The sequence below is a fragment of the Natrinema hispanicum genome (assembly GCF_900111485.1).
GTDB lineage: Archaea > Halobacteriota > Halobacteria > Halobacteriales > Natrialbaceae > Natrinema > Natrinema hispanicum_A.
Window position 1 is genome coordinate 61689 of the sequence record NZ_FOIC01000014.1, and the last position, 20403, is coordinate 82091.

Annotated in this window: 13 protein-coding genes, 1 tRNA gene, 1 rRNA gene and 2 pseudogenes; 11 read left to right on the plus strand and 6 right to left on the minus strand. The window is 55.6% G+C overall.

Features of this window, described 5'->3' with window-relative positions:
- Positions 1 to 70 precede the first annotated feature (70 nt).
- The 5 genes and pseudogenes from BSG09_RS13190 to BSG09_RS21115 form a co-directional block, all read left to right on the plus strand.
- Complete coding sequence (locus tag BSG09_RS13190) at positions 71 to 1267, plus strand: metallophosphoesterase (protein WP_130502043.1); 1197 nt, start codon at positions 71 to 73, stop codon at positions 1265 to 1267.
- On the plus strand, positions 1264 to 4572 hold the full coding sequence (locus BSG09_RS13195) for an AAA family ATPase (RefSeq protein WP_139246219.1): 3309 nt from the start codon (positions 1264 to 1266) through the stop codon (positions 4570 to 4572). Before BSG09_RS13190 ends, BSG09_RS13195 begins: the two co-directional genes overlap by 4 nt.
- Complete coding sequence (locus tag BSG09_RS13200) at positions 4573 to 5853, plus strand: DNA double-strand break repair nuclease NurA (protein ID WP_092933861.1); 1281 nt, start codon at positions 4573 to 4575, stop codon at positions 5851 to 5853.
- The gene (locus BSG09_RS13205; RefSeq protein WP_092933863.1) at positions 5846 to 7735 is read left to right on the plus strand and encodes an ATP-binding protein; all 1890 of its coding nucleotides are present in this window, start codon (positions 5846 to 5848) and stop codon (positions 7733 to 7735) included. Before BSG09_RS13200 ends, BSG09_RS13205 begins: the two co-directional genes overlap by 8 nt.
- 553 nt (positions 7736 to 8288) lie before the next feature.
- Positions 8289 to 8459: pseudogene (locus BSG09_RS21115) on the plus strand (IS5/IS1182 family transposase); the annotation flags it as partial.
- Between the two features lie 305 nt (positions 8460 to 8764).
- Here BSG09_RS21115 and BSG09_RS21730 read toward each other — a convergent pair.
- The 3 genes and pseudogenes from BSG09_RS21730 to BSG09_RS21735 form a co-directional block, all read right to left on the minus strand.
- Positions 8765 to 10141, minus strand: coding sequence for a sister chromatid cohesion protein PDS5 (locus BSG09_RS21730; protein ID WP_092933868.1), 1377 nt, complete (start codon positions 10139 to 10141; stop codon positions 8765 to 8767).
- A 62-nt stretch (positions 10142 to 10203) separates the two neighbouring features.
- Entirely contained in the window at positions 10204 to 10593 is a 390-nt protein-coding gene (locus BSG09_RS21310) for a transcription initiation factor IIB family protein (RefSeq protein ID WP_242611758.1), read from the minus strand.
- A 21-nt stretch (positions 10594 to 10614) separates the two neighbouring features.
- A pseudogene (locus BSG09_RS21735) lies at positions 10615 to 11166 on the minus strand (transcription initiation factor IIB family protein); the annotation flags it as partial.
- Positions 11167 to 11767: 601 nt separating this feature from the next.
- On the opposite strand from BSG09_RS21735, the gene BSG09_RS13225 reads away from it, so the two are divergent.
- The 6 genes from BSG09_RS13225 to BSG09_RS13250 all read left to right on the plus strand — a co-directional run bounded on the left by BSG09_RS13225 (position 11768) and on the right by BSG09_RS13250 (position 18872).
- A complete protein-coding gene (locus BSG09_RS13225; protein ID WP_092933872.1) occupies positions 11768 to 12385 on the plus strand; it encodes a vWA domain-containing protein in 618 nt (205 codons plus the stop codon).
- A gap of 419 nt (positions 12386 to 12804) precedes the next feature.
- Positions 12805 to 15009: a queuine tRNA-ribosyltransferase tRNA-guanine transglycosylase gene (locus BSG09_RS13230; RefSeq protein ID WP_092933874.1), complete on the plus strand. Its 2205-nt coding sequence runs from the start codon at positions 12805 to 12807 to the stop codon at positions 15007 to 15009.
- A gap of 2 nt (positions 15010 to 15011) precedes the next feature.
- Complete coding sequence (locus tag BSG09_RS13235) at positions 15012 to 15713, plus strand: hypothetical protein (RefSeq protein WP_092933876.1); 702 nt, start codon at positions 15012 to 15014, stop codon at positions 15711 to 15713.
- An 80-nt stretch (positions 15714 to 15793) separates the two neighbouring features.
- Positions 15794 to 16828, plus strand: coding sequence for a tRNA-guanine transglycosylase (locus tag BSG09_RS13240; RefSeq protein ID WP_175542204.1), 1035 nt, complete (start codon positions 15794 to 15796; stop codon positions 16826 to 16828).
- On the plus strand, positions 16825 to 17724 hold the full coding sequence (locus BSG09_RS13245) for a hypothetical protein (RefSeq protein WP_092933880.1): 900 nt from the start codon (positions 16825 to 16827) through the stop codon (positions 17722 to 17724). The genes BSG09_RS13240 and BSG09_RS13245 overlap by 4 nt, the downstream gene beginning before the upstream one ends.
- On the plus strand, positions 17721 to 18872 hold the full coding sequence (locus BSG09_RS13250) for a BREX system ATP-binding domain-containing protein (protein ID WP_092933882.1): 1152 nt from the start codon (positions 17721 to 17723) through the stop codon (positions 18870 to 18872). Before BSG09_RS13245 ends, BSG09_RS13250 begins: the two co-directional genes overlap by 4 nt.
- Positions 18873 to 18932: 60 nt before the next feature.
- Here BSG09_RS13250 and BSG09_RS13255 read toward each other — a convergent pair whose 3' ends face one another.
- From BSG09_RS13255 to rrf, 3 genes are all read right to left on the minus strand, one after another.
- Positions 18933 to 19592, minus strand: coding sequence for a queuosine precursor transporter (locus BSG09_RS13255; RefSeq protein WP_092933895.1), 660 nt, complete (start codon positions 19590 to 19592; stop codon positions 18933 to 18935).
- Between the two features lie 459 nt (positions 19593 to 20051).
- Positions 20052 to 20126, minus strand: a tRNA-Met gene (locus BSG09_RS13260).
- 179 nt (positions 20127 to 20305) lie between these two features.
- Positions 20306 to 20403, minus strand: a 5S ribosomal RNA gene (gene rrf, locus BSG09_RS13265); the annotation flags it as partial.

Below are 20403 nucleotides of genomic sequence, written 5' to 3' on the forward strand. Positions count from 1 at the left end.
CGGATAGTCGAGGTCACTACTAGCCGAACCATTTCTCATTTATATACCATAATTTGTCTGTATAGTTAACGTGCCTGAAACACGACTCTTACATATCAGCGATACCCACCTTGGGAAGCGTCAATACGGTTCAGATGTCCGACGCGACGACTTTGCAGACACCTTCGATCAGGCAATCAATCTCGCGGCCGAGCGTGATGTTGACGCCGTAATCCATACCGGGGACTTATTCGATGATCCTGTGCCGTCTCTCCCAACGGTTATGCGTTGTGCTGACGCACTTGAACCACTTGAGGAACGCGGAATTCCGTTCTACGGGATTGTAGGAAATCACGAACGGAAGAACGATGATCAGTGGCTCGACCTCCTTCGGCGTACGAACGCCGTGACTCGGCTCGATCGAGAGCCTACAGTCGTCGGTGATGTGGCGCTCTATGGTATCGATGCGGTCCGCCCGAGTGTCTGGGACACAGCCGACTTCGGCCTCGAAGCGTCACCGGAAGACGCCGAGTGTTCGATCCTTTGTATGCACGAACTGCTCGAGCCACCTGCAGAAGAAATCGTCGCCAATCATTCCGTAGAGGATGTCCTCGAGCGCGTCAACGTCGAACTTGACGGCCTTGCACTCGGCGACCTCCACCAACCGAAGAGCGCACACGTCGACGGGACGGATGTCTGGTACGCGAGCGCGACCGAGCGCTGTGCGAAGGATCAATTGGAGACTGGCCTCGTCCAGTTGCTCGAAATCGACGACGGAGAGCTCACTCGCCGGCAACTGGAACTTGAGACGCGCCCGTGGTCGGTGTTCCATATTGCGTTCAGTGAGGACGACGGCGCGGACCACGTCCGAGACGTGCTCGACCGACGTGATCTCGAGAACGCTGTTGCAAAGGTCGAGTTGACCGGCGAGCGCGGTGCCGTCACCGCAAATGAAGTGATCCAAATGGCCCGCGACGCCGGCGCCGCCGTTGTGAGCGTCGACGACAACCGTGGGCGTGTCGATATCGACGTCGACTCGATCGAGGCGATGTCGCTCCAGGGACTTGACAGTGCTATCGAAGAGCGGCTGGCAGACGAGGACCTCTCAGAGGTGGCGCTCGACATCGACGGTCGGGTTCGCGAAGGGGACGGGCTCAACGACACTGTCGGCGGAGCAGCGGACGACCTCGAACCCGATCTTCGAGACGCACAGCAAGCGGCCTTTGACGACATCGGAGAGCCGAACGAGAACCACGACACAACTGTGACAACGGAGGGAGACGAATGAAAATCACGGAACTGCGGCTACGGAACATCCGGAGCTACAGCGACGAAACGATCGAATTCCCGGACGGAACGGTCCTCGTTCGTGGCGACAACGGTGCAGGCAAGACGACGTTGTTGATGTCGATCTTCGGCGGTCTGTTCCTTTCGAAGATCCGTAACGTCGGCTCGAACGATTTCAACCTCGACGATATCGTTCGTCGAGGGACGGAAGAGGGTGAAATCGAACTCACCTTCGAGGTCGAGAACGTTCCGTATACGGTCACGTGGACGATCAATACGACCAGACAGAACAGCGCTGAGATCGCGTCTTCAGCGCTTGAGGAACCGAAATCCGGGATCCGAAACGTTCGATCGGAGGTCATCGATGTCGTCGGTATGGACGAGGACAGCTTCTCCCGCTCGGTGTACGTCCAGCAGGGCGAGGTCGACCGTCTGTTCGACGACAACGCCCGTGCAGAGCTCATCGACGATCTACTCGGACTCGATCGGATCGACCGCTACCGCTACCGGATGAAAGGCGCACGTCGCGCAGCGAACCGCCTCGTCACCGAGAACGAGCAGGCGGTGGAAAACCACCGCGAGACTATCGACGAGGAGTTCGACTACGACATCGAGGGGTACGAATCCGAACTCGCAAAGAAGCAAGCAGTGATTGCGGAGACGGAATCCGAGCTGGAAGAGATCAACGAGTACCTCGAGGAACTCCAGGACGCAAAACGGGAACTCCAGGACGCAATTGAGGACCACGACGAGCTGGAAACGGACCTCGGTGAGGCGAAAGAGAGGCGTGAAGAGCTCCTCGAGGAACGGGCTACCAAACAACAAGATATCGAGGAGGCAGACGCAGTGATTGAAGCCGCCGAGGACGAAATCGAGAATCTCCAAGACCGAATCGAGGAGAAAACGAACGCCCTCGTGGAGTTCGAGACGCCTGCGACGACCGACCCGATCGAGGTCGATCTCGCTACAGAATCTAACGCCGAAAAGACCCTCGAGGCCGCACGAAATGCCGTCGAGACGGCGAAAGTCGAGCGACAGGACCGAGAGAACGCCCTGGAGCAAGCGGAAGATGAACTCGATCGTCTTCGCGACGAGCGTGAGCAACTCTGTGAAGACCGCAACGAGATCGAAGAATCACTGTCGGCTCTCGAAGAAGATGTCGACGAGACAGAAAGTGATGTCGACGCACTCGAAGACGAACTCTTGGAGGCCGTGGACGACCGCAACGCGTCTACGGAGGAGTACCTGTCCGATGAACACTGTCCGGACTCGGTAACCGACGACACCTTGGACATCGTCGAATCATATAAAGACGACCTCATCGAACAGAAGAACGACTGGTCCGAGGAGCACGCTGCCAAGACGGCATCACTCGAGGCCAAACAAGACAACATTGCGGACGCTCGCACGGATGTCGAAGCCGTAGAGGCAGAGATCAACGGGATCGAAGAGCAAATCGATGAGGTGGAATCGGAGCTCTCGTCCGCTCGTGGCGGACTCGAAAGCGACCGAGAGCAGTTCGAGGCCGATCTGGACGATCTCGCCGACGAACTCACGGAGTTCGACATCGACATCGCTGCCGATACGCTCAGCACGGTCATCGACGATCTGATTCCCGAGGCCAAAGCTGAGATCCAAAACTCAATCGAGGAGGCGAACGGCAGAGTCACGGAACTCGCTACGCGGAAAACGAGTCTCGAAGAGGACCAAGAGGAATTGGAGTCGTTGGACGGTCTCGCGACGTGTCCGAAGTGTGGTCAGACGGTCGACGCTGACCACCTCGAGAACGAACTCGACGAGATTTCGACGAAGATCGCAGAGCTGGAAACGAAACTCGAAACGGCGAAGCAGGAGCGTGACGATCATATCACCCGTCGTGACGAACTCGATGCTCTCCGAGCGGAGGGGATCGAGCTCCGAGAGTTCCGTACCGAGACTGTGAAAGCGACAGCGGACCGGGTCGAGGAACTGGAAGACGAACTCGAGACGCTCCAAGACGAACTGAACGAGGAGCAGGAAGCGCTGGCCGACGCAGAGAGCGACCTCGAAGAAACGGAGGCTGCCGTCGACGACCTCGAGAACGAACTCGACGAGATTTCGACGGAAATCGCGGAGCTAGAGACGCGTATCGAGGAGGGTGACGCCGTTGTCGACGCTTTCGACACCATCGACCAACTGCGCGACCGACACGAGGATCGTGTCGACGAGCTCTCAGACCTTCAAGAAGAGTATGCCGACACGGAACCCGAACTCGAGAGCCTGGAGACGGAGCTCAACGAGCTGTCGGAGCAGATCGAAACACAGCAGGAGGCGGTCACGGATGCCGAAGCTAACCTTGCTGCTGCTGAAAACGCCATCGAGACAGCGAACGAGCAGCTCGAACTCGTCGCCGAGGCAGTAGACGCGTACGACGCGATCGATGACCTCGAAAGCGATATCCACAGTCACCAGCAGGACATCGGTCACGCTCGCGACACCATCGAGACGCTAAATGAGCAGATTTCTGACGTCGAAGACGAAATCGAAGACCTCGAGAAGGAACTCGGAGAGACAGACATCGAAGAAACGCAAGCGAACCTCGAGTCCGTCGAAGACCGAATCGAGCAGCGAGAGGAGACGGCCGACGACCTCGAATCGAAACTTCAGTCGCTCAGGTCGGACCGGGATGTTCTCGAAAACGAACTCGAACAGCTCCAGCGGTTCCACGATCGTCTCGAACTCGCGGAGGAAAAACGCGAGTGGGCACAGGATCGCGCTGATGAGTTCGAGAAGATGATGCACGTGTATCAGGGCACAAAATCGGACCTCCGCGAGCAGTACCTCGCGTACGTCAACGAGTACACGAACGATATATTCAGCGATATTTATAAGAACAGTAGCTACCAGCAGGTTCGTATCCTCGACGAGGGTCCCGACGGGACGCCGTACGCCATCCAACTCCTCCGAGACGATGGCACGCTCGAGCATCCGAGTAACGCGAGTGGCGGTGAACGGGCAATCGTCAACCTCGCACTTCGCGCCGGCATCTATAAACTCATCGCTGAGATGCGAGATGGCGACAGCGGTCGACTCCCGCCGTTCATCCTCGACGAGCCGACGACGTTCCTCGACGAAGGCCACGTCGGTCGCCTCGAGCAGATGCTCGACAGCATCACCGACTGGGACGTGCCGCAGGTGATCGTCGTCTCACACGACGAACGGCTGATTCAGGGCGCAGAACGCGAGTGCGTCGTCAGTATCGACGAGGAGACGAACGCCAGCACTGTCGACGTGCGAACGGTCGGTCGTACGCTGGGTGATGATTGAATGGACGAGCGTGCGTTCGGCGTCATCCAGGAACTCGCCGAGCACGTCGACGCCGGTGTTCCGCGCAGCGTCGCGGATCAAGCAGCGCACGCCCGGGAATTGTTCGACCTTCTCGGCCACACTGGTGGAACCGTCGAACCGCTGAGCGACCTCTCATACTCCAAGACGCGCAAGGCGGAACTCGGCACGTGGGCCGACGATCCGTGGGACGGACCGACCTACGGTGTCGACGCCAGTACTACGCGCCCGCTCGAGTACAACAACGGCCTAATCGTCGACACGGCCCACGCCAAACTCGGTGTGAGCGGCGCCGACGCCGATCGAGAGCCCGAACAGCAGGGCACCGTCGTGACCGGCGTCTACCTCGAGGACGACGACGTCACGCTCCATCAGGAGACCATCGAACAGGGCAGTATCGAGGGTGAGATCGTCCGCATTCCGGAGATGCGACAGCGGACCAACGTGACGTCGATCCTCACCTCGACGGTGCAGCGACTCGCCGAGGGAAAACACGCACGTCGGTGTCTCGATGCTGTCGACGGGCCGTTGTTCCTCGACGGCTCCGTCTATCCACTGAGCGTTATCTACTGGACGCTACTCGAGCGGTCCGGACAGGGAGCACCCGTTGGAAGTTGGGACCTCCCGACGGAGGTGATCAAGAACTACGTCGCAGTCATTGATACCTGCTACGAACTCGATGTGCCGGTCCTCGGCGTCGTGAAAACGTCCTCTATGGGCGAAGTCACCGAGTCGCTTCGAGAGAAAATCAAAGCGAACGAGCTACGTGGTCCCCACGGCACGCTCCGTGACGTCCCGTGGCTACGTGACAACCAGTTCATTGGGGAGGTACTCCGGGATCCCAGTCTCGACCACCTAACGTACACATCGTGGTTCGTGCAGACGGACGTCGAACTGCGTGGTGACTCGTTTGATCTGCTCGAGGCCGTCTCCGACGAACTCAGCCACGGGCAGCCTGACGACTATCGACGCGCGTTCTGCTACGTCCGAACGCCAAAGACGGGAAACGTGTTCAGGATCGAAACGCCCGCTCTCTTCCTCACCGACGAGGACCGGCGTGACCAGATCCGTCTGAAGGCGCTCAAGGAGATCGCTCGGCAGAGTGATGTCCCGCGTGCCGTGGCACGCGCCGACCGCATCGCACGCATTAGCCCGGATAATCGCGAAACGATCCGCGACGCGCTCCAGACCGTCGAGCCAGCGTTCGATTACAACCGCGATGGCCGCTGGAGCCACCTCGAAGACAGCCGCAACTATGAGTGACAATATCGACGACATCCTCGAGAACGACCCGATCGCAGACGACCATACTGAGACGCGCGACTCGTCCGGTACTTCCATCAACAGAGACAAGGAAGCAGACCAACCCGACGACACGGAAGTACCCGAACGAAGCGTTCCGAGTGGCGTGACCGAACCGTCCGACGACGAGTTCGGTCACGTTGTCGCGAGCGAGGAGATCCACGTCAGCCGCCGTGACTACCAGGTAAACACGTTCGTCCGAACCGAAGACCGGGACGACATCCGGCTCGGTGACTACGTCCAGATCCCGTATCCGGACGACGACTCCGAACTGTTCGCGGTCACGGACACACTTCGATACGAGCCGTACACTGACCTCGACGACAAGTCGGACGCTCACAACCAGATCAGTGCATACGCCGACCTCGACGAGTCCGAATACGTCCAAATTGCCGAGTTAGAACCGCTTGCGATCCTCCATGACGTTGGAACTGACGATGTCGAGAGCGGAATCGTCAACCGTATTCCGAAGCCGAACTCGCCGGCACGACTTGCCCGTAGTGAGGATTGCCTCCGTACCGGTCTCAATATCCCCGGAGATGGAATTTTCGCCGGGTGGCTTTCTGTCGGCGGTGACGCGATGACCGTGGACGGCGAGAAGTTTCCCTATTACCTCAGCAATCCCGGTATTGATCGTGAGACAGGAGAGATCGAAGACGGAGAACCGGCTGTCTTCCGTCACGCGCTCGTTGCCGGTTCGACCGGAAAGGGGAAGACTCACTTCACCAAGAACGTCCTCCGTCAGTTCGTCTCCGAGAAGCGCTACCCGATCCGGCATCACGACACCGGTGAAGAGCAACAGCGTCGGTTGAACCTCGTTATCATCGATCCCGAGAACGAGTACTGGGAGATGGGCAAGGACAACTCGGCGATCGCAAACGATGAAGTGATCGAGCGAACGCTTCGGCGACACGGAGTGAAGCATGGTGGCGTCGACAACCTCGAGGTCTTCGTGCCACAGGTAGCTGGAACGAACGCACCGTCGACGACAGAGAGTCGCGAACTCTCGATCCCGTTCGAAGTCGTTCGCGGCCGACCGGATCTGTTGATGCCGTACCAGCCGACAGAGATTACTCGAGGAGCGATCATCGATTGCATCGATGCGTACTTCTCGAGTTTCGATGAGCAGGGCGGCTACCGTGACCGCGGCGTGTCACGACCGACATACGAGGACTTCCTCGCATTCCTCACCGAACACGACGACGAGAATAGCCGGCTTCGGGCCGAGAACGATATCGGTGGTGGCACCTGGGGCGCCGTCCAGCGTCGTGTCGACAGGGGAACGTTCCACGACGTCTTCGACGAAGGAACGGACTTCCTCCCAGACATCTCCGACGAAGTCTTCCGAGAAGGTCAGGTGACTGTAATCCCGACGAGCCACATCAATGGAAGCAAAGACAGTCTCACAGTCCTCTCGTTGCTTTCGTACATTATTGAAAACAAGATCGACGACTATCAGGTCGACCCCGCCGTCCGGAATACACCGCTGCTCGTCGCTGTTGACGAAGCGCATAACTACTTTTCGAGCGCAGACAGCCTCCGCGAAGAGTACATCCTTCGTCGAGCTCGTGCTGCGGTCAAACAGGGACGGAAGTATAAACTGGGGCTCTGTCTCATCACGCAGAACCCCGACGATGTCGATGACGACGTCATCAAGCAGATCAACACGAACATCTTTCTCGGTCTTAAGTCAGAAGTCGTCGACGACGTCTCATCGATTCCGTCTGAGTTTGCTAAGGACCTGCCAAACTTCGGGAAAGGGCAGGCAGTAGTGAAGGCACCGGACGTGGAGGCAGTCGAGGTGACGGGACTTCCGTACTGTCTGACGAAGCACGGGAATTAGCGTTACAGCATGTACTGGAGAAGGACTTAACCTATTTCAAAAGTGGCAGAAAGTATCGACAGATAACCGGCCGCCACTACTTAGTACCATTAGTTCAGTTATCATATTGACGGATATCACGCCTCTGTGCTTCCTGTAACGGGAATATTAGACACATTTACTACCCAATCATGTCACAAGACATCACGCCACGAGTACTTCAGTTATTCAAGATCAGACTAAAGAATAATCGGCTGTGTTGACTCGACGGAAACGCTGCTACTCCATGAGAGTGTAATCCAAGCATGGGGCGCAAGAGACCGACAGTTATTCCGTGCCATCGAGCACGTTGTGTTGACTGGTCCGTGTGCGAAAGAAGCCGAGTCATGGGCGTTACAGCCCGGGTGCCGCGTCGCGCGGCACCCGGGAAAGCCCGAATAGGTGAATCTCTGCTTCACGCACTGGCGTCCCGGGTGAACAGACCATGTACCTCGGAATCGACATCCACAAACGGTACTCACAGGTGGCAGTAATGAACGATGCTGGAGAGATTGTCGAAGAGGTTCGCGTCGAAAACGCGAACCTCGACGATCGGTACGCTCAGCGGTCAATGACCGAAACCGTCAATTCAGCCGTCAAGCGCTCGCTCGGCTACGCCGTGCGAGCGCGTACCTGGTATCGAGAGTTCCGTGAAATCGCCCTGATGTGTGTCGTCTATAACATCAAGCAGGCCATCAAACAGTGAAATCCAACGCTGTATGGCGATTCAACACAGCCGTTAAAAGCGTGTTCGGAGTTAGCCGACGGAATTGGCATGCGATCCACACACCTCGAGAGCACCGGATAGAAATACATCATAGAAATCAAAGACGGTCTAATTGTGGGCCCATTCGGTGCACTACGTACATCGCCAGGATTGTAACCGATCTCGACGAAATTATTCGAGGGGACGACGCCCATGGCAGTTGGGGTCCCAGCGAGTGGGAGTGCTTTTTGAGAGATGGCTGGGATACGTTGGAGCTACCCGAAAAATAATAGTCTTGATTTGGCTCAATTATTTGCGGAAACTTTCCCATCGCTACCAGTAGGGAAACATACCGACTGAATTGGCGTTCCGTCGCTTGTGAAGTGCCGGTCTAAAAATTCCGCATAGGTATCGCAATCGTGTGCGTCTCGCATGATAACGAGTTCTCCGAATCGGACCTGTCGCCAGCATTTAGCCCCACCTATTGAAATGGCCACGGAGTCCGTGTGCCTGTTGCTGATCTCATGTCGGTTTCCTGAATCGGTTTGAACAGGACTGAGTTCTCCTGTACATTCCTCACACACGACGTTCGGATGCTCGAATTGCGGCTCGGAAAACGGTGTTCGACAGTTACTGCAGCGTCTTGCTCCAGCAATCTGTGCATCTGGATCGAGATCGGCCGTCGAACGGTACGTCTGAGCGATTGCGTGAGCGACGGTCGCCGGTTCGGCAGTTGACTCGAGCGCCACGCGGCAGTACTCGTCGTATCCGACGTGTTTGAGAGCCCATGCTGCGTTCGTTCGCACTCCCGCAGAGGGATCCGCGAGCGCCCTGATCAACGACTCTGTCGCTTCGGGAGTGCGAATCGACGAGGGGCACCGTTGGGCTGACTGACGCAATGCTGAGGCGGCCGTCTCGCGAATCGCTGGATACGAGTCCAAGAGTCGCTCGAAGAGCATCTCCACAACACATGGACCATCCGTGACGTTAGTACAATCATCAAGAGCTGACGTCATGGCGTGTCGAATACACGGGCTTTCCGTGCGACTCGCCTCGAGCAACTGTTCGAGATGCGCTTCAAGAACGCGCGGCGAGTCCGCTGCCACCGCTGCGACTACTTCGGCAGTGTGCAATCGAACGTCGGTCACGTCGTCCTCAAGTCGATCGACAATTGTGCTGGCCGCAGAGATGACCGTTGACACCTCGTGGTCTGCAAGTGTCGCGAGCGCAGTTGCGCTGTAGATGCGAACGTCATCGTTTGGATCGGCGAGCCGCTCGATGAGGGTCGGGACGAGCGGGATAACTACTTTTGGGTCTTGGCTGGCGATGACGCTAACTGCACGAACGACATTTGCCCGAACCCTATCAGCGTTATCCGTGAACGGAGCGGGTGTGCGTACGAGCGATGAGCCGATCTCCTCTGGAAACGCAGACGCGAACGCGGCAATCGCTCGAGCAGCGGATATCCGAACACCTGGGTTACTACCGGCGAGTGCATCGATGCAGTCCGTCATTAGGGGACGTACGGTGGTAGATTCAGTAACAGCCAATCGTTCCGTTACATAGTATCCCCACGCCCGAAGGACTGGATCAGTGGCGTTTAGACACTCACGTGCGTCCTGAATCCAACGTCTACAGTCGCTTTTCTCGGCGTCATAGTCGGTCATTCCTTCGTGCTTCATCAAAGCGTATCTCGGATATAAAGGAGAAATCCTCCGCGTACGAATTTCAATCAGGGGCCAGCCTAACAGTCGACGACACTCACGAACGACGACTTACGCTTACTGATCGTCGTCGGGTCAACGTCGGCCGCACGACCGAACTCTTCGAGGGTCGGCCTATCCTCAACGCTGAGCTGGTCGAAGGATGCATGAAGTGACACGGCCGCAGTCACCCTCGGACTAGTTCCGCGATAGTTCCCTTCCTCCCGTTGGTAGACCTCAAGGAGTCGCTGTGCCCGTCGAAGAACGTCGTACGAGGCACCCACGAAATTCGCGATCCGAACGATGTAGTCCTGCGGGCTTGCAAGGGCCAGTTTGACGTCATCGAACTCCCGAACGAGTGCCGTCCTCGCATTAGTTATCTTGTCTTCACTCTCGATACGCGAAGCGGCGAGAAGACGTTCACTAGTCAATGGAATGGAAGCAGCAGACTCTCGAGCAGCGATCAACAGACACGCACAGACGAACCCCTCGATAGTTCGCCCTCGAACTAGCCCCTCTTCAGAGGCCCGTCTGTAGAGTTGGGCCGCCGTCTCTTGCTCCGGTTCGGGGATGCCGGTGACAGCTCCGACTCGCTGGAGTTCTCCCAGTGCGTATCCGAGTGTCCCGGTTTCGATCGCATTTCCCCAGTGACCGGTCCGTACGCGATTTCGCTGTTTGATTGATAAGACGTTACCATTCCCATCCCGACGCCCCCAGCCGACACCGGAACCAAGACCTCGATCGACGCGAAGTGCCGTTTCTTGGCCACCAGTTTGTCGTTTCGTTTGCCAATCTCGGCTATCAAATACGCGCGCTCGCCGTCGACTCAACGGTGAGTCGTCAATAACCAAACCACAATCTTCGCAAACTCGCTCAACGTCAGCCGCACATGCTATGGCTCCGCCACATTCAGAACAGCGGTCCGCCTTTTCGAGAGCACCCTCAGGACCGAGTTGATTTTCGGACGATACCGCTGGCTTAACGCTGGGTTTGTCGGCGAACATGGTGTAGTGATTGCCGAATTAGCCTCGTTTTTGAGCGAGACCGATTCGGTTGAGGCAGGACCTTTTGGGGTCCGTGACTGTCTACACAGACAGAAGGACTCATATTAATACTTTCGCTTAGCACAGAGCATCTTCAATTTCGATACTCGAAGAGTCGCAGTTTTCTCTGATTGAGTTCTGGTAGTCAATAGTTGGAGCATCTGCTCGTTATCGATCAGTCTTAGGAAAACGGCTCCACAGAATAGGTGGAACCGTTGCCCCGTTCGCCGTTATGCGTCAGGGGCCACCGTTGACCACTGATTCCCTATTGTTCTATGGGAACAGCCCGATCGACGGTGTCGTTTGCCTCTCGGCAATCACTACATGGCGCTATACGCGCCATTTGAAGCGTAGATGCGCTCCGCTATGAACGTTGTGCTACTAGTGATCAGACAAAATTGGTCGAATTCGACTCAGAACAAAGATACCGATCCCTCATCAAACGGCTGTTTCTGAAATAGATACCGAGTGACGGTTTTAGGCATGATCACCGATGGACAGAAGTGTGACAGTTCAATCCGGGTTTCCTGTTTAAATAGAATTGATGACATTCACTCTCTGTATGGAGACACACATTACGTTCGTTCTGGACTCGTCTGGTTCGATGGCAGCGATCGAGGACGACACCAAGGGAGGTTTCAACAGTTTCCTTGAGGAGCAGCGGGATGAACCGGGATCCGCCACGGTAACGTTATACGATTTCAACACAAACGTCAGCCGGGCTTACGAGGGGGAGTCAATCGAAGACGCACCGAAACTTGACGACAACTATACGCCTAGTGGGAGAACGGCACTCCACGATGCTATCGCCACCGCAATCGATGAGACTACTGATTACCTAGCAACTATAGAAGAGTCCAATCGGCCATCGAACGTGATCGTCGTCGTGCTCACCGATGGGAAAGAGAACGCATCCGAAACCACCGAAAACATCGTCCGCGATATAGTCGAACAACGTCGGGAGAAGCACGGTTGGGAGTTCCTGTTCGTCGGCGCCAATCAGGACGCAGCGCTGACTGCCTCAAGTATGGGAATGGATCCAAACCGATCGCTCGACATGGATCACAGCGGAGAAGGTGCCCGGAACGCGTACCAATCGACCTCGGAACGGATCAGTCAAGCCCGCCGAGAAGGATCGACTGGAGGGTATACTGACGAGGATCGACGTAAACAGGACTAACCAGACGGTTCATATTTTCTCATTCAAATTGCGGACCGAAAATCACTCTGTTGCAGAAGGAAACCCACAAGTTCAATCCTGTCTCTTACCCAGATGTTCGCGGTGTTCCAAACAAGCGTTTTAGACGCTCGCAGCTTCGATTTACGACCGAAAACTCGAGGTGAGGGTCGATTCGGGTGGCAATCTCAGCGGAGAGAATGGACGAATGCGGATGTGCGATATCGTCGAAATCGATCCTTACGGCTGTTCAGGCCCGTGAATACCGGGAGTTGTGGTCGTATTCATTGATCCGTTCTCTCACTACAGCGGCTCCATTGTGGGTAAGAGACAGAAGTTCAATCGTGGGTAGCCGACAGCGCGACTCAAGTGGGGAGATTCATATGCGAGAGCGGGCAACCATCTCGTGGTGAATATCATCTGTGAGATTCTACGTCCCTGAATGGGATGATAACGTCGACGCTCACTACGATTTCGAGCACGACGAACATTCTGAGCTCGGGAAAGACGAGCGAGAGTTGCAATATATCTGGGATATCTTTGACTACGAAACGACCCCGATAGACGGCGTTCTCATTTCACGCGAACAAGTTGAGGAGAGTGCAACGAAGTTCGACCAACTCACATCCCACGGCGTCTACAACGAACAATCGGGACTCAACGTGCCCGACTGGCTCCCGACAATCAGCGACTGCGGCGCCTGGGGTTACAAATCGCTCCCGTTTCCCCCCTATGGGAACGACGAGATGCTGGCGTTCTACGACGAACTCGACGTCACGGTCGGCGTGACGATCGATCACCTCGTGCTTAGCTCTGATCACGAAACTCGGCTCTATCTGGATCAGCGTGCGTTCGCCGAGTCTACGCTCACCTCAAGTGACCTTCCTGAAGAATTAACTGACGAAGTCGACGTTATGATCGACGAATGGCCGGCGGAGTGGCCAGAGTACGTTGCCGACCACAACTCGACAATTTTCAATGTCTCGTCAGTCGCCCCATTTGAGCCGGAAGACTTCGAAGGCGAGCCAGCTGCCGTCCTCGAGCGACTCCGAGACGATCCGCGGGCCGTCTATCGAGAAGACGACACGGAGTTCCGGTACCAGCTGACTCTCGACAATGCCGCGGAGATGAAAGACCTCTACGACGCAAACGACTATTCCTTCCGTCTCATGGTTGCGATCCAGGGCTGGGATCCGATGTCGTACGCACAAGCCGCAGATCAGGTACTCGACCTCGGATACCAATATCTCGGGATCGGTGGTGTTGCGGGCACCAATGCCAGCAGAATTCGAGATATCGTCACTGGCGTCGGGAACGCAGTGAAAGAACACGAGCGAGCGCGCAAGACGAGAGTCGACACACACGTGTTCGGCTTCGCAAAAACCGATGCGTTCGACACAGTCGGCCGAACCGGGATGTCGAGTTTCGATAGCGCAAGCATGCTTCGGGCGGCCTGGACCGGCGGCGACAACTATCATCTCGACAGCGAGCAGCGATACGACGCACTTCGTGTTCGATTCGGATCGAACAGGGATCCACTTGACAAGCGAATCCAAACTGCACTCCGTGGGCAAGAACTGCTTCACTCGCTTCGTGCATTTGACGAGGAAGAACCAATCTCACAAGCGATCAAAGAGTGGGCCGCTGAAGCAGAGCAGGCGCTCAACGAACTGGCTCCCTATCTAGAAGCCCATCGACACGACGACGAGTATGATCAACGCCTCCTCCGCGACATTGAGGAGCACTTCCGCGATGACTACGACCACGGTCGCGAGCTGCGGGCGAGTTTCAGCCGCCCCTTCCGGAAAAAGATAATCAAACTGCTCCGAGAAGACGATCCTGAATCGCCGGTCGATTTCGAAGAGTACCAAACATTGATCGACACTGCTCGAGAGCATTTCGAGGGAACGTTCCCGAGAAAGTCGGACAAGATCAAGCAGCGTGAGGAGTATTCAGGAGAGGTTGCGACATTCGATCAGATTTGGCAACTCGTCGAGGATTACGCGTCGTGGATCGGTGACGACAACCTACTCGAGGAGTACAAGACACTGCTTCGAGAGAAGCCGTGGCGAGACTGCGATTGCCGAATCTGTGAGGAATTCGGGATCGAAGTCGCGATCTTCCGTGCGAACAATCGCAACCGGCGCCGCGGCTTCCATAACACGAAACGGTTCTACGATCAGTTCCGAGAAGCGCTGCCGAAAACGCTCGTCGTAACGCCAGCGACAGATACGATCACGAAGACCAGTACGGTCGAAACCCACCTCCTCACTGAACGGACGGACTTCTGGGCCGACGTCCACGATCTACCAGTAGCGGAGATTGGCGTAGTAAGCGGAACTGGCGTTCACGAGTGGTGGGCCGAGCCGCCAGAAGCCGTTTCGCACGAGTCGGAAGCCATGACAGCATCCGTCGGTGAGTTCTGTGCACGCTATCAGAACGCATTCCTGTACGACCCAGAGAAGACGGTTTCGCAGGACGTGGTTGCGGCGATTGAACGCAATGGATGCGTTGTCGAGTCGTATGAGAACACGGAGGAACTCCGAACGGCTGTTCTCGACCGCCTTGGATACGATAGCGAGTTCCTGCCGGAGTTTATGGTACAAAAGGGGCTGATGGAGTTCTGATCATGGACATACTCGTTATCGACCAATGTTCGAACAGCAAGTCGTACCCGGACGAAAGCGTCGTCTTTGACGCGGCCGAAATCGACGACACAGGTCTCGATGAGCTTCGTGCTCGTGATGATGCTGTCAGTGTACCGGCGAGAAAGCTCTACGAAGGCCGACAGCAGCAGTACATCAGTGAAGCGGTCGACTCGCTTCGAGCCGATGGCCATACCGTCGATCGATATTTCATCAGTGCCGGATTCGGACTCGTTGCAGAGCGTGAGGAACTCCCACCGTACAACGCCACTTTTGCAGAGATGACTGCAAGCGAGATTGACTCACGGTCGGCCTCCCTCGAGATTTCGGAGCGAACACGTGACGCAATCACATCTTCCTCTTACGATATCGTCTTCTTCGCACTCGGGAGCGATTACTATCGTGCCTTGGAGTTGTCCGACGTGCTGTCTGCGTTGCCGGCCGACACACTCGGTGTGACCTTCAATCAGGAGGAGTTCGCGGATCAATATGAGAATGTCATCTCGATTCCAGCACGCACCGAACAAGCGAAGGAACAAGGGACGATCGTCGTCGCGCTCAAGGGGAACTACCTGAAAAACTTCGCGGACAATCTCGCTTACGACAATGAACCTGATTCACTCGACGATGTGGAATCGGCGTGCCTCTCTGAGCCGACATCGCAGCAAGACTTGACCGATTTCTAGATCCCGTATCTAGTTCTAATATATCATTTCGTGTCATAGTATGACCATTACCTTGAGGCGACCAGCTGAGCTAAAACCCGATGCTGTACCGGCAACGGGTGCTCGATCTTCCCCATGGAGAACTGCAGACACCAGTTCTCTTTCCCGTCCGAAATCTCGGGAAGCGATCGAGTGACAACACACCAGAATACGTAGGGACGATCCCGGATCTCCCGACCGCGATGATCAACGCCCGGGCGATCAGGAACCGGGACCCAATGTGGAATCGGCTAACCAATGGAGTATCACTCCGAGAGGAGATGGATGTCCCGGAGCATACGATCGTCTACGCCGATAGTGGCGGATACGATTTCAGTCAAACAGAACCAGACACGACGCCTCGAGAAACACTCGAGACCCAACGGTTGTTCGACGCGGACATCTTCGGCACGGTGGACATCCCCCTCTCGCGAGAGAACCGAGCAGCGGAGAATCAGCGTCGAATCGAGCAGAGCATCGAACTGGCGTTAGAGGCAAGTGATCATCACGATGGCGACGAACTTCTGCTCGCAAGTGTCCACGGGTATGACCCCGAGACGCTTCGAAATAGCATCCAGTATCTAGAAAGTCGTGGTGATTTTGATGGCTACGCGCTTGGGAGTCTTGTTCCTGTTCGGTCAGATTACGAAAAAGTCACAAAGCTAGTGTTAGCCGCACGAACTGCGACGGACAAACACCTTCACGTCTACGGGCTTGGCGGTCTGGTCTATCAACCGCTTTTGCTGTATCTCGGTGTCGACAGTTTCGATTCGTCCGCCTTCATTCGAAGTGCGGGGAATCGAAACTACCTGCTTCCCGGATTCGGCGGCGAAGAACTGTGGAATATCGACGAACTCGAATACCTTCCCTGTCCCTGTCCCGTCTGCGGTTCTCGAACACTTGATGATATCAGAGACGATCGCGACGCATTGGTCAGACACAATCTCTGGGCCCTGGCAGCGGAGTTACGTCGGTTTCGGTACGTCGCGGCTGCTGGCAAGGATATCGAGAATTATCTCGATCTCAGATTCCAGGGCAACGAGGTGACACAACGGGCGTACAGAATCGCCAAGCAGCAAGTTCGGAGGTTAGCGTGACGTCTGAACGTCCGACAGTCCGTCCCGTTACGCTTGGCCGGCTCACAGAACTGACCCATCTCTGTGAGACAGCAGGGAAAACGACTGACGAGGTCGAAGAGGCGTTGGATATTACACATCGTCGAGCGCGTGAGACGATCCTCGAGACGACTCGGATCGGGCTTCTCGAAGAATACGATGGAGAAGGTGATGAGGACGCGATCTATCGAACAACCCCTGTCGGAGAGGAGTTCCTGAACGCGGTCCGCAACGAAAACTGGGCAAAAGCGGATGAAATCTTAGCCGTTCGAAGTCCACATTATGGCGCCTTCACCGAGTCGCTGTCCGAACTCGAGCCGGTTGGTCCTGGCGAATTGCTCGACCACCTCGAAGAGGCACACGAGTTCTCACCCTATTCGTTCAACCAGACTGGAATCGAGGTCGTTGGCAGTTGGGGTGAGCGACTCGGTGGGATTCAACGAAACGCCTTCACGGGCGACTATTACGCCGTCGATCGCGAGGCTGTACCGCCGAATTTCCAGTACGTGCTCCTCGAGGTCTACGATGCCCTCGAAGAGACGGCTGGAGTCGACCTTCGACAGCGGTACCTCTCGATTCCTCGGCTCCGAGAACGAACCTGTGAACGGCTCGGATGTCCTCGAGCAGCGTTCGACCGAGGCCTCTCGAAACTCTGCCAAGAGAACGTTGGCAAACTCGAACTCTCGGGAGCTCCATTAGACACGGAGGCCAAAGATTCAGCACTCGGCATCAAGCAGATCGAGCTCACAGACGGCGAATCGCTCGTCTCGACCTCGCAATCGACCCAACAGGTAATGGCCGGTCTCGAACAGTTCGACAAACAGTACTACTACCTCGCAGTGTACGACCGCGACATTACGTTCACACCAGACCCATGAGCGAAGCCTTCGACATCACCGACGAGACGCAAGACTACGACCAGTTCGGACTCACCGGGAACCCGTTCCCGTATAGTCCCGTCCCTGCGGAAGATCCAGAAATTTACTGTGGTCAAGAGCAGGCGACGAACACGATCAGTTCGACAGTCTCAACGACCCTCTCAACTGGGAAGTCGAAACACCTCGTCGTCACTGGAAAGTACGGCAACGGCAAATCGCATACGCTCAAGTATACCCGGTCGCTCCTTCGGGATCAAGACGACGTCGTCGTTGGCTACGTTGCTCAGCCGGGAGAGGGGTTCGTCGATATCTACCACGAATTCATGTACGACCTCGGCTTCGCTGAGGTACAAGATATCGCGTACGAGTATCTCGCGTCGATCGCTCAGGACGTTACCGAGACGAATCCAGTTGGAGCGAGTGCAATGCGTTCGCTGATCGACGATGGGGACGTGCTTCTCTCCGAAATCGTTCCCGTAGCAATCAAGCGATTGAGCGACGTGACGCAGTTCGCAGACTTTGCCAGAGCGATCGTCCACATGGTGTACGAGGATACGAATCTGTACGCCTGGCAGTGGCTCACAGCTGAAGGGATTCGATACGAGCAGAGAAAAGAGATGGAGATCCATACTGCCCTCGACGACGATACAATGGGCGTGCGGGCGTTTACGGCGTTGAAGAACTTGCTGCTCGAGTTAGGGTATACGGCTGTGTTCGTCTTCATCGACGAATTCGAAAGCATCGCCCGGCTTTCGTCGAAAGACGAGCAGGCGACGCTGAACAGCATTCGCCATCTGATGGATCAGAACAGCGATGGACTCTGTCTGTTGTTTGGGTGTGCGCCGGAGGTGTGGCAGGATGTGATGAGTGAGTATCACGCGTTTAGCGAACGAATCGGTCAGGAGGTCGCACTTCGACCGCTGACGAACGAGCATCTCCATGAGTTGGTCGAGGAGTATCTCAACCAAGAACGTAGACGGGAAGAATCCGGAGTCCAGCCGTTCACGGAGGACGGCTTGGACATGATTTTGCAGCGATCCCAAGGGAATATCCGTCAGGTTCTCTCCGTGTGTAGCCGACTTCTTGACGCAGCAGCACGAGAACAGCGGTCAGAGATCACCGCTGAGTTCGTCGAAGAATCGATTTGATTGGAGTCTTTGAGGTCGTACCCCGAGATCACATAGTATCCTTAGTTTCGTAATTTCCTCTCAGGCTTTCTGTTCAACAACTTCCGTCACCGCGTAGAACGGAACGGTGTCAAGGAGTGCAACGAGCAACTTGACCAGATACTGGCCAACGATAATCGAGAGCAGTGCCCATCCCCACGTTGGTTCACCGCCGAGTCCGAGAGCAGGGAAGATTGCAAATCCGAGTGAAATGAACACAACCGTGTCGACACCCTGACTGACCGCCGTTGAGCCACAGTTGCGTATCCATCGATGTCGACCGCCTGTTCGTGACTTGAGATTCGAGAACAGTCGAACATCCAGGTGCTGAGCGATTGCTAACGCCACGACGGACGCTAGAATGATCGACGCTGAGTCCCCAAGTGTCGCCACGAATGCCGTTTGTCCATCGTAGAACGGCGCTGTCGGCATCCAAATTGCAACGAAGACCAGCGTGTACGCCACAACGAGTGTGATAACAGTTCCGTTGACGACCGACGCCGCGTACTCGCGTCCGTGGTACTCGACAAGCAAGTCTGACGCTAGATAGGCGACACCAAACGCGACGAATCCTGCTGGGACCGCAACACCACCGATCACAGGCAATTCGACCCACGTCAGTTTCGCTGCTAGTACGTTGGCGAGGACGATCGAGCCCGCGAAAATCGCGGTGAAAATCGCTCGCGTGTCCTCAATTTGCATATAGAACCACATTCTGAATCTGGGATATTGGTTCGCTCTCGACTAGTTTGATACTATTTTGAGGTTCCATAGCTATTCGCTGAGGCATATTAGTAGAATAGGAGTGGAAAGTATAGTCTTATTGGTTGATTAGTTCGCATGGTGCCAATGAATAACATCATTTGGAAGAGTTGATTGATGAGTTCGCACGTTGGAGAGACCTAACCATGGACATTGATGACTGGGAAAGTGTCTGGCGGTAAGAAGAGCGCCGTCAATCTGCCGATGTAGACGAGTATGATTGCCCCTCGGATAGCGTTTCGTGTTTTGTTGACGGCTTGTGTGTCCAGTGTAAAATCGATAAAGTACAAAGTCAATGCTGATCAAATTTGGCAGTCTTACTCTGTCGACGGTCATTTATCTATTACTGTGGGAACTTATCGGTTAAATTACGGTAGAAGTTTGCTCAACGTCAAGAAATAGCGGGAAGTAGATTTGAACTACTGATCTGCGGGTTATGAGCCCGCCGGAATCTCCTGGCTATCCCATCCCGCTATCCATCTGTCTCTGCCGGCCACGATTAAGAATTGCTATCTGGTTGCTGTGTGTGAAATATTTGTGGTGTTTATGGAATAGTCTGACCGGGTTCATTCTCAATATCTACCACTACCTGTGAGATCTTGTAGAAGGTAGAGAACTCCCAGCCGTAGTTACTGTCTGGATATCGATATGAATAGGAGCGGCGAATCGACGTTTCCAGAGGGTCGCCCACTCCAGTACTTGCCGATACGCAGGCGAGCTTATCTTCCGTGTTCGGGATGGGTACGGGAGG